Origin of the sequence: Achromobacter sp. (genome assembly GCF_032102605.1) — a bacterium.
In the GTDB taxonomy this organism is placed as follows: Bacteria; Pseudomonadota; Gammaproteobacteria; order Burkholderiales; family Burkholderiaceae_B; genus Achromobacter.
This window is the reverse complement of record NZ_DAMDGT010000002.1, coordinates 380,441-392,941: the sequence shown is the minus strand read 5'-3', so window position 1 is coordinate 392,941 and position 12,501 is coordinate 380,441. Positions and strand designations below refer to the sequence as shown.

Below are 12,501 nucleotides of genomic sequence, written 5' to 3'. Positions count from 1 at the left end.
CTAGCCCTGGAGCTGCCGATACACCTCTTGCGACACGCGCTGCAGCTCGTCGCGGCTGACCGCGCCCGACAGCGCGTAGCCAAAATCGCCTTCGACCCAATAGAACACCCGCACCGGCCCTTCCTGCGTGAACTGGAAGGCGGTCTTTCCGCCAGCGGCCTCGCGCGTGACGTAAAGGGTCAGGCGCTGGCCGTCCGCCGCGCCGTACATGAACTGGGCGACCGGGCCCGCGCCGCCGGGCAGCAGGCGCCCGCCCATCAGTTCGTAGCCGGCCTGCGTCAGCGACGGGGCGCGCACGGGCGCGCCCATGCGCTTGGTCAGCCACGTCACCAGCGCCTTCTCGTTGTCGCCGCCCACTTCCACGGGGCGGCCCATGTCAGGCGCGTAGACCGCGTGGGCGATGGCGGCGCGCTGGGCATAGCCGCCCGCGGCGCGGTCCGGGCTGGCGGTGGCCAGCACGGCCTGCAGATGGCGCGCATCCATCGCGCCGCGTGTGATCCAGGCCGCGCTGGCGCTGACCACGGCCACCGCCACGCTGGCGGCCAGGGCGCGCCACGGCCACTGCCGCGCGGGCGCCTTCAGCGGCAGGCGCAGCGGCAGGGGTTCGTCCAGGACGGGATCCAGCAGCGCATGCAATGCCCGGCGCTGTTCCTTCCAGTCGTCCACGCGGGTCTGGTCCTGCGGATGCGCGGCCAGGAAAGCGGCCACCTCGGCATGGCGGCCGGCCGGCAGCTGGCCGTCGGCGTAACCGTGCAGGTCGGCTTCGGTAATGGGCGTGCCGGCGGTGGGCACCGGCGTGAGGCGTTTGTCATTCATGGCATTTCACGCGGAGTGGGTACAGGCCTTAACCGCCTGGCCGTGTCGCGGCCCTGCATCAGCGCGCCGAGCTTCTCGCGGGCGCGCGACAGGCGCGACATGACGGTGCCGATGGGCACCGCCAGGATCTGGGCGGTCTCCTGGTAGGACAGGTCTTCCACGCATATCAGCAACAGGACCTCGCGCTGTTCGGCCGGCAGGGTCTGCAGGCAGCGGTCCAGGTCGCGCACCTCCAGATGGTCGGTCTGGGTGGCGCGCACCGGGGCGTCGGGCAGGTCGCCCGGCGCCGTCTGGTCCGTCCGCCGGCTGGCGGCGCGCACGCCGTCGATGAAATGGTTGTGCATGATGCCGAACATCCAGGCGCGCAGTTCGCCGCGGCGCTGCCAGCGCGAATAGCGGCTCCATGCGCGCTCCAGCGTGTCCTGCACCAGATCGTCGGCCCGGTGGGGGTCGCCCGTCAGCCCGCGGGCATAGCGCCGCAGGCTGGGGATGCAGGCCAGGATCAGGGCTTCGTCTTCGGCGCGCATGGTCTGAACGGCAACCGTCCCGATCAGGGTTTGACGACGTGCCAGATTTCCTTGAAGTTGTCGCCCGTCTTGTCGCCCGGCTTGGTGTCCTTGGCGAAGGTGTACAGCGGCTTGCCCTTGAAGGCCCACTGCTTGCCGCCGTCGTCGCGGGTGATGACCGTCAGGTCGCCCATGGGCTTGGCGTCGCCCATGGCCATGGCGGGCGGCCAGGCCTTGGCGCACTGGTCGACGCAGACGCTCTTGCCTGAGGAGTCCTTGTCGAAGGTGTACAGCGTCATGCCGGCGCTATTGACCAGGATGCCGTCCTGGGTCTTGACGGCCTGGGCGTGGGCGCCGGCCGAGAACAGGGCGGCGCAGGCGATTGCCAGGGCCGCGGCGGTGTGTTTGCGCATGGTGTGCCTCGTAGGTGGGGAAAGTGGGGGACTGCCCTCTACGGACGCTGCCCGGCGCCGCATTATTCCCGCGGCCCCGAAAAAAAGTCGCAGAGGCTCAGCCGGCCGGCCGGACAGCGCCGGGCTCGTACCGCATTTCATGCTCCAGCTCGGTCTCCTTGACGGAAGTGAAGCCCAGCGCCTCGTACAGCCGCCGGGCGGGGTTGCCCTTCAGGACGCTCAACGTGACCGGCGCGCCTTCGGCGTCGGCCCGGTCCAGCACGCCGGCCAGCAGCCGGCGGCCCAGCCCTTGGCCCTGGAACGCGGGGTCGATCTGTATCTGGACGATGCGCCACCCGGCGGGATCCCGGTAATGCTTGAACAGCCCCGCCGGCCTGCCGGCCAGCCAGACGATCTGCGCGTCATCGAAGTGATGACGGATCCGCGCCAAGTGATGCTCATCGTCGTCCGGCGCCCCTGCGCGCCGCAGATGCTCGGTCATTGTGGACTTGCGCAAGGTCAGCAGGAACGGCAAGTCTTCTTCGGTGGCGTGCTGCAACGCCAGATCGGGTGTGAGGCTCATGGGCGATGGCGGAGGGACGGAGGCGAAAGCGCTGTTCTGGCCGTGTTGCGGCCCGTTCCCTGAGGTTATAGAGCGGTTGCGGCCTCAGCGCCAGTGGCGGGCTCCGACGCGGGGCTGCCAGCGGGATCCCGTTCAAGAATTCCCAACGGCTCCGGTCCAAAATGCCGCAGGTTCGGAAACACCGTCCGTAAATCGTCCCGGCTGGCCCCGAACCAGGCGCCCAGCGATGCGCCCAACTGGTCCACCGCCGTCGTGGGCAGCAGGCGGCCGTTGTCCACGAAGCCTGGCCCGTTCAACGCAATTTCTGGGTGGGCGCCATAGCAGCGGCCGCCCCTGACCGCGCCGCCCAGCACGAAGTGATGCGAGCCCCAGCCGTGGTCCGATCCGTTGCCGTTGGATCCCAGCGTACGTCCGAACTCCGAGGCCGTGAACGTGGTGACCTGATCCGCCACGCCCATTTCCGACAGGGCCTGCTGGAATGTCGCCAGCGCCTGGCCCAGTTCGCGCAGCAGCGCGGGGTGGGTGTCGTTCAGGCCAGTGTGGTTGTCATAGCCGTTCTGCGACACGAAGAACACCTGTCGGCGCGCGCCCAGCGCCTCACGAGCGCCGATGATGCGCGCCACGATGCGCAGTTGCTGGGCCAGCGGCGATGAAAAGTCTCCCGGCACGGCCACGCCGTCCAGGGCGGCGCGTAGGCGAGCGTCGGCCGAGATGGACTGGGCGGCGATGCGCGACATCTCGCGCTCCATCAGATGCTCGCGCGGTTCCGTGATCAGCTCGCGCAGCAGGGCGGTGCACGCGCTGGACCCATACATGTCGCGATGCAGCATGTCGATCTGCGTCGATCCGTTGATGCCGACGCGGTAGCCAGCCACCTTGCGGCCGGCCAGCAGCACGGTGCTGCCGCCAGCCGTGATGCCCGTGAAGGTGCGCTGGGCGTTGGCGCCGGCGAACAGGTCCGTCAGCCGGCCGGCCCAGCCCGACGAGGCGCCTTCGGGCGCCAGCGCCTGCCAGAACGACTGTTGGTCGTTGTGAGAGAACAGCTTGGGTGGCAACGGCACGCGCGCGCCGATGTATTGCGCCTTGGTCGTGGGCACCACCAACGGGCCCACGTTCAACAGCGCCGCCATGTCGCCGCGCTCGTATAGCGGGGCCAGCGGAGCCAGCGCCGGCGCCAGCGCGAATTGCATGCCGCCCTGCGTGTCCGCCTTGCCGCGCAGGGCCGTGGCGCGCAGCGCGTCGCGGGGCAGGGCGATGTCGCCGCGCGCCGCCGCATAGGCGCGGTACGACGACGGATCGTACGGCACCAGGGTGTTGTACGGATCGTTGCCGCCATACAGAAAGACGCAGACCAGCGCCTTGTAGGTGGGCGGCGCCGATTGCGCCGCGGCCGCTCCGATGGCGGCCAGGTTCAGCGCCAGCGGCGCGGCGCCGCCGGTGGCGCCCAAAGCGCAGGCCCGAAGGAGAAAGGTGCGGCGGTCGACACCGCGGCGGTCGATACCGCGGCGGTCGACACCGCCGCTGTCGATCCCGCGGCTGTCCATCCCGGGGCGGTCAGCGTCATCGTGGCTTGTCATTTCTGCACCAGGTATTCGGGAGTTGCCGCCACCAGCATGATGGCGGCGCGGACGCGGTCGCGCGGCCGATCAGGCGGCAACGTGGCCACGGCCTTCGCGATCGATGCCGCGGTGCGCTGGCTGAAGGCATCGCCCGCCAGCAACAGCACCACGCGCGCCACGAGCGCCTCGGGATTGTTCGCCAGCGCGATCTCGGGTTGATAGGACGTCTGCAGGTCCTCCCAACCGCGGTCCGCGTAGATCGCCAGGAAATTCAGGTACCCGGCGATGCTGGTCTCGTCCGTGATCTGCAGCTCCGGCGCCACCAGATGCCGGCGGGCCAGTTCGGTCACGGGAGGCACATACCGCGGGCGAAAAAAGTTGAACACCGTGGCGGACCGCATCGGGCTCTGCGCCAGCCGGATCGTGTTGTCCGTGGTGTCCGGCATCGCCCATTCCCCGTTGTTGGAGGTTGCGCCGAAGGCGCGGGCCCATCCGGAAAAACGCAGGATGGGCTCGCGCACCTTGCCCCAGTAAGGCGAACCCAGATCCGGCTGGCGCGCCTCCGGATCCAGCAGGATGGCCCGCACCACGGCCTTCAGGTTGCCGCGCTGTCCCTTGCCGTCGTCGTCGAACACGGCTGACACCCGCGCGACGTAGGCCGGACTGGGATTGCTGGTCACCATGCGCTGGATCAGCTGCATGCCGATGAACGGCCCGACGTTCGGATGGGCGCTGATGACTTCCATGGCGCGCTTGAGCGACAACTGCCCATCCGTGCCGGGCGGGATGACGGCGCCCAGGAAGCGCTTCTCCGCCATCGAATGCAGGCCGTTGTTCAGCGCCATGGGCCGCCGGTGAAATTCCACGTCGGTCTCCGGGCCGTTGATGTCCCAGCCCGTGAACACCTTGGCCAGGCCCTGCACGTCGGCATTGTCATAGGTCTCGACCGGCGCGCCGTTCACCATCCTGACCGTGCCGTCCCTTTCCAGTTCGAGCAGGCCGATGCTGAAAAGCTGCATCACTTCGCGCGCGTAATTCTCGTCGGGATGGCGGCCGGTCTTGGGGTCTTCCTTGCGGTTGCCGCGATAGGTCAGCATGCAGCCCATGGACAGGTTGCGCGTCACCGCGGTCAGCAGGTCCTGGTAATTGCCCAGCGCGTGTTCGGCCAGCAGGTCCATGAATCCCGCCGCGCCGAAGAGCGGCCAGGACGCGGTGATCGACGACACCCCGACGACGAAGATTTCCGACAGCGAAAACGCCACCCGCGTGCGCACCTGGTCGGGCGCGCTGATGAACTTGCGCCACAAGGTGGATTCAAGCGGGGCGTTGATCCCGTTGCCCTTGAAGGCCTCGGTGTTCTTCCGTTTCTGCAGCAGCCAGTCGAAGTGGGTCTGCGAAGGCGGCATCGCCAGTTGCGCATCCAGCCAGGCGGCGTAGCCGACGCGCACCACCGCGTCGATGTCGGCAGGCGTGGGGCCGAACGTCGCCTGCGCCAGAAAGCGCGAGGCCTGGCCGGGAGTAGGGGATGCGGACTGCGGCGCAGCCGCTGACGGCGTAGCGGACATGCGCAGGCACCTCGTCGAATGCGAAAACCTACGGTACTAAAAGGCCGGTGGGGCCTTCAATACCGTCATTCGGACGAGGGACTACGCCAAATGAATGAGAAGAATGAGGCGTGTCCCCTGCCGCGAGGGCCTCACACGGAGCGCGTGATGCCGCCGTCGATGCGGATATTCTGTCCGGTGATGTAGGACGACGCATCGGATGCGAGGAAGGCGATCAAGTCGGCCACCTCTTGCGCCGTGCCGTAGCGGCCCATGGGAATGCGCGCGCGGCGGTCTTCCTTTTCCGGCAGGCTGTCGATAAAGCCCGGCAGCACGTTGTTCATCCGCACGTTGTGCTGGGCATATTCGTCGGTAAACACCTTCGTGAAGGCGGCCAGTCCGGCGCGGAACACGCCCGACGTCGGAAACAGCGCTTCCGGTTCGAACGTGGCGTAAGTAGAGATATTGACGATGGCGCCCGACTTCTGTTGCTTCATGACGGGGGCGACCAGACGCGTGATGCGCACCACGTTCAGCAGGTAGAACTCCATGCCCAGGTGCCAGTCGTCATCGCTGATTTCCAGCAGCGAGCCCTTCGGGCCGTGGCCGGCGCTGTTGACCACCGCATCCACGCGGCCCCATTTCTGCACCGTGGCGTCCACCAGCCGGGCCAGGTCCTCGGGCGAGCGGTTCGAACCCGTCACACCCAATCCGCCCAGCTCCTCCGCCAGGGCCGCGCCCTTGCCGGACGACGACAAGATCGCAATGCGGTATCCATCCGCCGCCAGCTTGCGCGCCGCCGCCGCGCCCATGCCGCTGCCGGCCGCTGTAAGGATCGCCACCTTTTCCGTGCTCATGTTCGCTCCTGTCTGGAATTCGGAGCGGTCATTGTAGGGGCGGGCAGCGATGCGCCCAAGGCGGGCGTGGGGCGCGGCAGCGGCCCCACGGGCGCCAAGGATAGTCGCGACCGCTACGGCTACGGCTTTGCCGACACGCGCCAGATCACGTTGCCCACGTCGTCGGCCACCAGCAGGCCACCCTGCTTGTCGACGGCCACGCCGACCGGCCGCCCCTGCGCCTCCCCACTCTCATTCAAGAACCCCGTCAGCACGTCCTGCGACGGACCGCCGGGCTTGTCCTGATCGAAGGGCACGAAGATCACCTTGTAGCCGCTGCGCGGATCCCGGTTCCAGGATCCATGCTGGCCGACGAACATGCCGTTGACATAGGGCTGCGGCAGCTTCGCGCCGTCCGACCAGGCCAGTCCCAGCGATGCGGTGTGCGGACCCAGCGCGTAGTCCGGCACGATGGCGCGCGCCACCAGTTCGGGCCGTTGGGGTTGGATGCGGGTGTCCACGTGCTGCCCGAAATAGCTGTACGGCCACCCATAGAAACCGCCATCGCGAACCGACGTCATGTAGTCCGGAACCAGGTCGCTGCCCAGTTCGTCGCGCTCGTTGACCGCCGTCCACAGCGTCTTGCCGTCGGGCGCCCAGGCCATGCCCACCGGATTGCGCAGGCCCGTGGCGTACAGGCGCTTCTGGCCGCTGGCCACGTCCAGCTCCCAGATGGCCGCGCGGCCTTCCTCGATGTCCATGCCGTTCTCGCCCACATTGCTGTTGGATCCCACGGACACGTAAAGCTTGGAGCCGTCCGGGCTGGCGATCAGGTTCTTGGTCCAGTGATGGTTCAGGCCGGCGGGCAGGTCGGTGACCTTGGTGGCGGGCGCCGTGATCCGGGTTTGGCCGGCTTCAAAGGGAAAGCGCACCACGGCGTCGGCATTCGCCACGTAAAGCTGGTCCCCGACGAGCGCCATGCCGAACGGTGAGTTCAGCCCTTCCAGCAGCGCGGTGCGCGTTTCCGCGACGCCATCGTGGTCCGCGTCGCGCAGCAGGGTGATGCGGTTGGCGCTGTCGGTCTTGGCGCCGGCGCGCTTCATCGCCATGCCGGTGGCCCACGCCTTGATGCCTCCCGGGGCGTCTTCGGGCTTGGGCGGCGCATTGGTCTCGGCCACCAGCACGTCGCCGTTGGGCAGCACATACAGCCAGCGCGGATGGTCCAGCCCGCTGGCGTAGGCCGTCACCGCCAGGCCGGCGGCCGGCAAGGGCTGCGCGCCTGACTGCCAGCCAACGGCCTTGGCCGTGTTCACGGTGGGAATGAGGGTGGTGTTGGGAGGCGGCAATTGGGGATTCGGCCCCATGCCGGCCTCGACAGGCAGCTTGGCGACTTCGCCGCAGGCGCTGAGCATCGTTAGCGCAAGGCTGGCCGCCAGCGTGATACGCGGGATGTGCATGATGCGACTCCAGGGCTATCTGGTAGTCCCATCATACTCACCCCGGTTACTTCACAAGCGTGACCGGCACTTGCGCCAGTTGCACCACCTGGTTCGCCACCGAGCCGATCAGGATGTTGGTCAGCGTGCCGTTGCCGCGAGTGCCCATGACGATGCGCGCGCAGCCATGATCCTGGGCATAGCCGGCGATCTCGGTGGCGGCATGGCCGAAGACGACGTGGCTGACGTAATCCACGCCGGCCGAATCCAGCGCCTTGCGCGCCGCCTCGGAGGCCTCGCGGCCTTCGCGGGCATAGAAATCGTTGATCATGTCCTGGGTGATCAATCGCGACAGGCCGGCGCGTCCGCGTGGCGGCGTCTGGACGTTGATCAGGTGCAGGCGGGCGGCCTTGGCGCCCTGGGCAAGACGGCGTGCGTACACGACGGCGCGGTCGGCGTTTTCGGAGCCGTCGACGGGAACGAGGATGTTCAGCATGGGTGCTCCTTTGCCTTACTTGACCAGCGTGACGGGCAGTTCGGTCAGCGACAGGACGCCGGTTGCCACGGACCCCATGAACAGCGCTGACACCGAGCCCAGGCCGCGCGTGCCCATGAAGATTTCGTTGGCGCCGGTTTCCTCGGCCACGCGCGCAATCGTTTCGGCGGCGGCGCCCGCGGCGATGTGGGTCTCGAACGGCACGCCGGCCTGCGTCAGCAGATCGCTGGCCGCCTGCACCGCGGCCTGGCCTTCTTCCTGGTGATAGTCGTCGATTTCCTGTTGCGACAGGCCGCTGCTGAATGCGCCTGCCTTCAAGGGGATCTGGACCGTCAGCAGGTCCACGCGTTCGACGGGATCGTAGCGGCGGGCTTCGAGCAGCGCCTTGACCGCATTGAGCGCGGTCTCCGAGCCGTCGACGGGAATCAGGATGCGTTTCATGGGCGTCTCCTTGTGCGGGGCCGCGGGGCGCGGGCATTCCACTGTATCTCACATTCGCCCGCGCGCGCCCCTCAAGGCATGCGCCGGATCAAGCCGACGGCGTTCCGCGCCATTGGCCCGGCACCGTGCGGGCGGCAAGCGTCTGGCCCAGCAGGCTGCTGGCCAGTTGCGCCAGGGCATCCGCCGCGCCGGTGGTCTCCAGTTCCAGCGTGCCCGAGCCCTGTTCGCGCAGCAGGCCGCGCTCGTTCAGCTGGTGCCGGAGCCAGCGCGCCACCGGCGCGCCGGTCTCCAGCAGCGGCACGCCCGGACCGGCCGCGGCCTGGATCAGATCGCGCAGAAACGGAAAATGCGTGCAGCCCAGCACCAGCACGTCGGCGCCGGCCTGACGCAGTTCGGCCACGGGGCCGTGCACCGCGGCTTCGGCATCCGGGCCCGCCAGCACGCCTTGCTCCACCATCCGCACCCACCCCGGGCAAGGCCGCAGCAGGATGCGCACCTCGGGGGCCTCTCGCTGCACCAGCGCGGCAAATTTGGGGCTGGCCAGCGTGCCGGTCGTGGCGAATACGCCCACCACGCCGCTGTGCGTCAGATGCGCGGCCGGCTTGATCGCGGGTTCCACGCCGATGATGACAAGCCCGGGGTGGCGCCGCCGCAGCAGCGCGATCGCGGCGGCGGTCGCCGTGTTGCACGCCACCACCATCGCGCGGGCGCCTCGCGATACGAAATAATCCGCGATCGCCAAGGCGCGCTGTTCGACGAAATGCTGGGATTTTTCCCCGTAGGGCACGTGCGCCGAATCGGCCACGTACAGCAGCGCTTCATGCGGCAGGGCGTCGCGGATCGCGCGCAACACGCTCAGGCCGCCGACGCCGGAGTCATACACGCCGATGGGAGATTCGGAAAACATGGTGAAGAAGGGAAGTGCGGAATGCCGGCAAGTGTAGCGCCGGGGATCACGTCGTCTCGGACCCCTGAAGTTCTTCGCGCAGCCGCCGAGTCTCTTCGATCAGCTTGCGGGTGGCGCCGGACAGGGGCGCATCGCGCCAGATCAGGTTCAGCGGCGCGCGTAGCGTCTTCGGGTGCGTCACGCTGACATACGCCACGCCCTCGATGTTCACGCGGCGCAGCGACGCCGGCACCAGCGACACGCCCAGTCCCGCAGCCACGAAGCTCAGCGTCGACAGCATGCGGGGCGCCTCTTGAGTGATGCGGGGGCTGAAGCCTTCGGCGCTGCAGGCGGCGATGATCGCGTCGTACAGCCCCGGGCCGCTGTGCCGGCGATACAGGATCAGCGACTCGTCCGCCAGTTCCGACAGCGCGATGCGTTTGCGCGACCGGCCCTTCACCAGGGGATGATCCGCCGGAAACGCGGCCAGCATGGTTTCCTCCAGCACCGTTTCCATCATCACCCCCCGGTCCGCCCCGTGGGCGCCGCGGATGAAGGCCACGTCGACGCGACCCTCAGCCACTGCCTCGCGCAGTTCGCCCGTGCTGCTTTCTTCCAGCACCAGCCGCACCTTGGGCGCGCTTTCGCGAAAACGCCGGATCACCGACGGGACGAAGGGATGGAACGCGGCCGACCCCGTGAAGCCCACGGTCAGCCGGCCGGCCTCGCCCAGCGATACCCGGCGAACGCCATCCACGGCCTCGTCCACCATCGCGATGATGTTGCGGGCGTCGTCCAGCAGCGCGCGGCCGCTTTCGGTCAGTTCCATGCCGCGCGGCAGCCGGTGAAACAGCGTCACGCCCAGCTCATCTTCCAGGACGCGGATCTGCTGGCTGAGCGGCGGCTGGCGGATGCCCAGCCGGGCTGCGGCCTTGGTCAGATGGGATTCCTCGGCCACCGCCAGGAAGTAGCGCAAAAGCCGCAGATCTACGGATGCCATATGCAGTCGATATGATTTATGAATGAGTCATATATTAGACATTATCTTGCGCGGGGAGTAGCCTGCAATCTCGATATCCACCAGTGTCGCGGGTCCCGCGCCACCTCCCCACGCCAGCCCCGCGCCCGCACGAAAAAGATGAACGCAGCAGCACCTTCCATCCCTGAGGTCGACCTTCGGCCTCCCCCCACTTGCGGCCAATTGTTCTACGGATTCCTGATGCTTGGCCTCACCGCCTTCGGGGGCGCGTTGCCCCTGGCGCGGCGCATGGTCGTGGAAAAGCACCGCTGGCTGAGCGGCGCCGAGTTCACGGAATTGCTGGGCCTGTGCCAGTTCCTGCCGGGCGGCAACATCATCAACCTGTCCGTGGCGCTGGGCATGAAATTTCGCGGCCCGCGAGGCGCGTTCGCCGCGTTGATGGGCCTGATCCTGGCGCCGTCCATCATCGTCATCATGCTCGGCATGGTCTACGACCGTTTCCAGAACGATCCCGACATCCAGCACCTCTTCGCGGGGCTGGCCGCCGCCGCGGCGGGCCTGTTGATCTCCATGGCGGTCAAGATCGGCATGCCGGTCGTCAAGCGCCGCGACTGGCTTGCGGGCGTCGTCGCCACCGTCTGTTTCATCGCCATCGCCGTGCTGCGCATCCCGCTGCTGCCGACCATGGCGGTGCTGACGCCGCTGAGCATCCTGATGGTCTGGAGGCAACGTCGATGATCCATACCCTGATCGCCCTCGTCCTGATCTTCTCCGAACTGTCCGTGCTGGCCTTCGGCGGCGGCAACACCATCCTGCCCGAAATGCAGCGGCAGGTCGTCGACGTCCACGGCTGGATGACCGCCGCCGACTTTTCCGCGTTGTTCGCCCTGGGGCAGGCCGCGCCCGGCCCCAACCTGATGGTCGTCACGCTGGTCGGCTGGCACGTCGCCGGCTGGGCCGGCATGCTGGCCACCACCATAGCCAAGTTCGGTCCGTCCTCCATCATCACCGTCATCGCGCTGGGCCTGTGGGAACGATTCAAGGACCGCCCCTGGCGAGGCGTCATCCAGGCCGGGATATTCCCGATGACCGTCGGCCTCGTCGCCGCCAGCGCCGCGCTCATCACCGAGGCGTCGGTCCACACCTGGCTGCTGGGGGCCATCACCGCCATCGTGGCCGTGCTGGGCAGCATCACCCGCATTCACCCGCTATGGCTGCTCTTTGGCGGCGCGCTGGCCGGCCTGCTCGGTATCGGTTAGCGTAAGGGCCTGTGCAACGCGGCCAGGCGCAACGCATTCCAGCGCGCCTGCCGCCGACAGGAGCCCGCCATGCAGCCGCTCAAAAACGACGAAGCCGGCAACGACGAAATCCCGCCTGGGGCCTCGTCCGACCCTCTGCCTTTTTTTCATGCCCACCGCCGCCTGATGATGTGCGCCGGCCTGCTGCTGGCGGTGGTCGGCGGCCTGTACGCCGCGGGGTTGCCGCTGAGCCTGGCCGTGCTGCTGGGTTTTGATGCGGGGGCGCTGGTGTTCCTGGTGCTGACCGCCCGCGTGTTCGGCCGCGCCAGCCCCGCCCTGATGCGCCAACACGCGCGCCAGCACGACGTCGGGCGCACGGGCGTCCTGTCGAGCAGCGTCGCGTTGTCCTGCATGGTGCTGGTCGCCCTGTGGGTGGAACTGCGCGCCGAAAGCAGCGTCGGCGCCGTGATCGACATGCTGGCCGCCGCGGCGACCATCGTGCTGTCGTGGCTCTACATGAACATGATCTACGCCTTGCACTACGCCCATGGGTATTACGGGCACAAGAACGCCATGCACAAGGGACTGGATTTTCCGGGCACCGACGAGCCGGACTACTGGGACTTCGCGTATTTCGCCCTGGTGCTCGGCATGACGTTCCAGGTCTCCGACGTGCAGATCGTGAATCGACGGCTGCGACGCGTGGCCATGACGCACGGCGTGATCGCGTTCTTTTTCAATGTGTTCATCATCGCCATCAGCGTCAACGTCGCGGCGGGCAGGGCGTAG

The 12,501-nt window shown here is 68.0% G+C and carries 15 protein-coding genes; 3 read left to right on the top strand and 12 right to left on the bottom strand.

The window, feature by feature from the left end; all coding sequences use genetic code 11:
- The 12 genes from RT614_RS06550 to RT614_RS06495 form a co-directional block, all read right to left on the bottom strand.
- The gene (locus RT614_RS06550; RefSeq protein WP_313621129.1) at nucleotides 1-816 is read right to left on the bottom strand and encodes an anti-sigma factor; all 816 of its coding nucleotides are present in this window, start codon (nucleotides 814-816) and stop codon (nucleotides 1-3) included.
- The gene (locus RT614_RS06545) at nucleotides 813-1,343 is read right to left on the bottom strand and encodes an RNA polymerase sigma factor (RefSeq protein ID WP_313621128.1); all 531 of its coding nucleotides are present in this window, start codon (nucleotides 1,341-1,343) and stop codon (nucleotides 813-815) included. The genes RT614_RS06550 and RT614_RS06545 overlap by 4 nt, the downstream gene beginning before the upstream one ends.
- 23 nt (nucleotides 1,344-1,366) lie before the next feature.
- Nucleotides 1,367-1,735, bottom strand: coding sequence for a hypothetical protein (locus RT614_RS06540; RefSeq protein ID WP_313621127.1), 369 nt, complete (start codon nucleotides 1,733-1,735; stop codon nucleotides 1,367-1,369).
- Nucleotides 1,736-1,832: 97 nt separating this feature from the next.
- Complete coding sequence (locus tag RT614_RS06535; protein WP_313621125.1) at nucleotides 1,833-2,297, bottom strand: GNAT family N-acetyltransferase; 465 nt, start codon at nucleotides 2,295-2,297, stop codon at nucleotides 1,833-1,835.
- Between the two features lie 65 nt (nucleotides 2,298-2,362).
- A complete protein-coding gene (locus RT614_RS06530; protein WP_313621124.1) occupies nucleotides 2,363-3,874 on the bottom strand; it encodes a DUF1501 domain-containing protein in 1,512 nt (503 codons plus the stop codon).
- On the bottom strand, nucleotides 3,871-5,421 hold the full coding sequence (locus RT614_RS06525) for a DUF1800 domain-containing protein (protein ID WP_313621122.1): 1,551 nt from the start codon (nucleotides 5,419-5,421) through the stop codon (nucleotides 3,871-3,873). The genes RT614_RS06530 and RT614_RS06525 overlap by 4 nt, the downstream gene beginning before the upstream one ends.
- A gap of 131 nt (nucleotides 5,422-5,552) precedes the next feature.
- Nucleotides 5,553-6,257, bottom strand: a complete 705-nt coding sequence (locus tag RT614_RS06520; RefSeq protein WP_313621120.1) for an SDR family oxidoreductase — start codon at nucleotides 6,255-6,257, stop codon at nucleotides 5,553-5,555.
- A 119-nt stretch (nucleotides 6,258-6,376) separates the two neighbouring features.
- Nucleotides 6,377-7,693 (bottom strand): sorbosone dehydrogenase family protein, encoded by a 1,317-nt coding sequence (locus RT614_RS06515; protein WP_313621118.1) that lies wholly within the window; start codon nucleotides 7,691-7,693, stop codon nucleotides 6,377-6,379.
- A gap of 46 nt (nucleotides 7,694-7,739) precedes the next feature.
- On the bottom strand, nucleotides 7,740-8,168 hold the full coding sequence (locus tag RT614_RS06510; protein WP_313621117.1) for a universal stress protein: 429 nt from the start codon (nucleotides 8,166-8,168) through the stop codon (nucleotides 7,740-7,742).
- A gap of 15 nt (nucleotides 8,169-8,183) precedes the next feature.
- A complete protein-coding gene (locus RT614_RS06505; protein WP_313621115.1) occupies nucleotides 8,184-8,609 on the bottom strand; it encodes a universal stress protein in 426 nt (141 codons plus the stop codon).
- An 88-nt stretch (nucleotides 8,610-8,697) separates the two neighbouring features.
- On the bottom strand, nucleotides 8,698-9,516 hold the full coding sequence (gene murI / locus RT614_RS06500) for a glutamate racemase (RefSeq protein WP_313621113.1): 819 nt from the start codon (nucleotides 9,514-9,516) through the stop codon (nucleotides 8,698-8,700).
- Nucleotides 9,517-9,562: 46 nt separating this feature from the next.
- A complete protein-coding gene (locus tag RT614_RS06495) occupies nucleotides 9,563-10,495 on the bottom strand; it encodes a LysR substrate-binding domain-containing protein (RefSeq protein ID WP_313621112.1) in 933 nt (310 codons plus the stop codon).
- 138 nt (nucleotides 10,496-10,633) lie between these two features.
- Between RT614_RS06495 and RT614_RS06490 the strand changes: the two genes are divergently transcribed.
- The 3 genes from RT614_RS06490 (at nucleotide 10,634) to RT614_RS06480 (ending at nucleotide 12,501) form a co-directional block, all read left to right on the top strand.
- Entirely contained in the window at nucleotides 10,634-11,212 is a 579-nt protein-coding gene (locus tag RT614_RS06490; RefSeq protein ID WP_313621111.1) for a chromate transporter, read from the top strand.
- Nucleotides 11,209-11,733, top strand: coding sequence for a chromate transporter (locus tag RT614_RS06485; RefSeq protein ID WP_313621109.1), 525 nt, complete (start codon nucleotides 11,209-11,211; stop codon nucleotides 11,731-11,733). Before RT614_RS06490 ends, RT614_RS06485 begins: the two co-directional genes overlap by 4 nt.
- 69 nt (nucleotides 11,734-11,802) lie before the next feature.
- On the top strand, nucleotides 11,803-12,501 hold the full coding sequence (locus RT614_RS06480) for a DUF1345 domain-containing protein (protein ID WP_313621107.1): 699 nt from the start codon (nucleotides 11,803-11,805) through the stop codon (nucleotides 12,499-12,501).

Bases quoted from the DNA above. Each gene is read 5' to 3' on its own strand.
- RT614_RS06550 (WP_313621129.1), bottom strand. From the start codon at position 816: ATGAATGACAAACGCCTCACGCCGGTGCCCACCGCCGGCACGCCCATT.
- RT614_RS06545 (WP_313621128.1), bottom strand. From the start codon at position 1,343: ATGCGCGCCGAAGACGAAGCCCTGATCCTGGCCTGCATCCCCAGCCTG.
- RT614_RS06540 (WP_313621127.1), bottom strand. From the start codon at position 1,735: ATGCGCAAACACACCGCCGCGGCCCTGGCAATCGCCTGCGCCGCCCTG.
- RT614_RS06535 (WP_313621125.1), bottom strand. From the start codon at position 2,297: ATGAGCCTCACACCCGATCTGGCGTTGCAGCACGCCACCGAAGAAGAC.
- RT614_RS06530 (WP_313621124.1), bottom strand. From the start codon at position 3,874: ATGACAAGCCACGATGACGCTGACCGCCCCGGGATGGACAGCCGCGGG.
- RT614_RS06525 (WP_313621122.1), bottom strand. From the start codon at position 5,421: ATGTCCGCTACGCCGTCAGCGGCTGCGCCGCAGTCCGCATCCCCTACT.
- RT614_RS06520 (WP_313621120.1), bottom strand. From the start codon at position 6,257: ATGAGCACGGAAAAGGTGGCGATCCTTACAGCGGCCGGCAGCGGCATG.
- RT614_RS06515 (WP_313621118.1), bottom strand. From the start codon at position 7,693: ATGCACATCCCGCGTATCACGCTGGCGGCCAGCCTTGCGCTAACGATG.
- RT614_RS06510 (WP_313621117.1), bottom strand. From the start codon at position 8,168: ATGCTGAACATCCTCGTTCCCGTCGACGGCTCCGAAAACGCCGACCGC.
- RT614_RS06505 (WP_313621115.1), bottom strand. From the start codon at position 8,609: ATGAAACGCATCCTGATTCCCGTCGACGGCTCGGAGACCGCGCTCAAT.
- murI (WP_313621113.1), bottom strand. From the start codon at position 9,516: ATGTTTTCCGAATCTCCCATCGGCGTGTATGACTCCGGCGTCGGCGGC.
- RT614_RS06495 (WP_313621112.1), bottom strand. From the start codon at position 10,495: ATGGCATCCGTAGATCTGCGGCTTTTGCGCTACTTCCTGGCGGTGGCC.
- RT614_RS06490 (WP_313621111.1), top strand. From the start codon at position 10,634: ATGAACGCAGCAGCACCTTCCATCCCTGAGGTCGACCTTCGGCCTCCC.
- RT614_RS06485 (WP_313621109.1), top strand. From the start codon at position 11,209: ATGATCCATACCCTGATCGCCCTCGTCCTGATCTTCTCCGAACTGTCC.
- RT614_RS06480 (WP_313621107.1), top strand. From the start codon at position 11,803: ATGCAGCCGCTCAAAAACGACGAAGCCGGCAACGACGAAATCCCGCCT.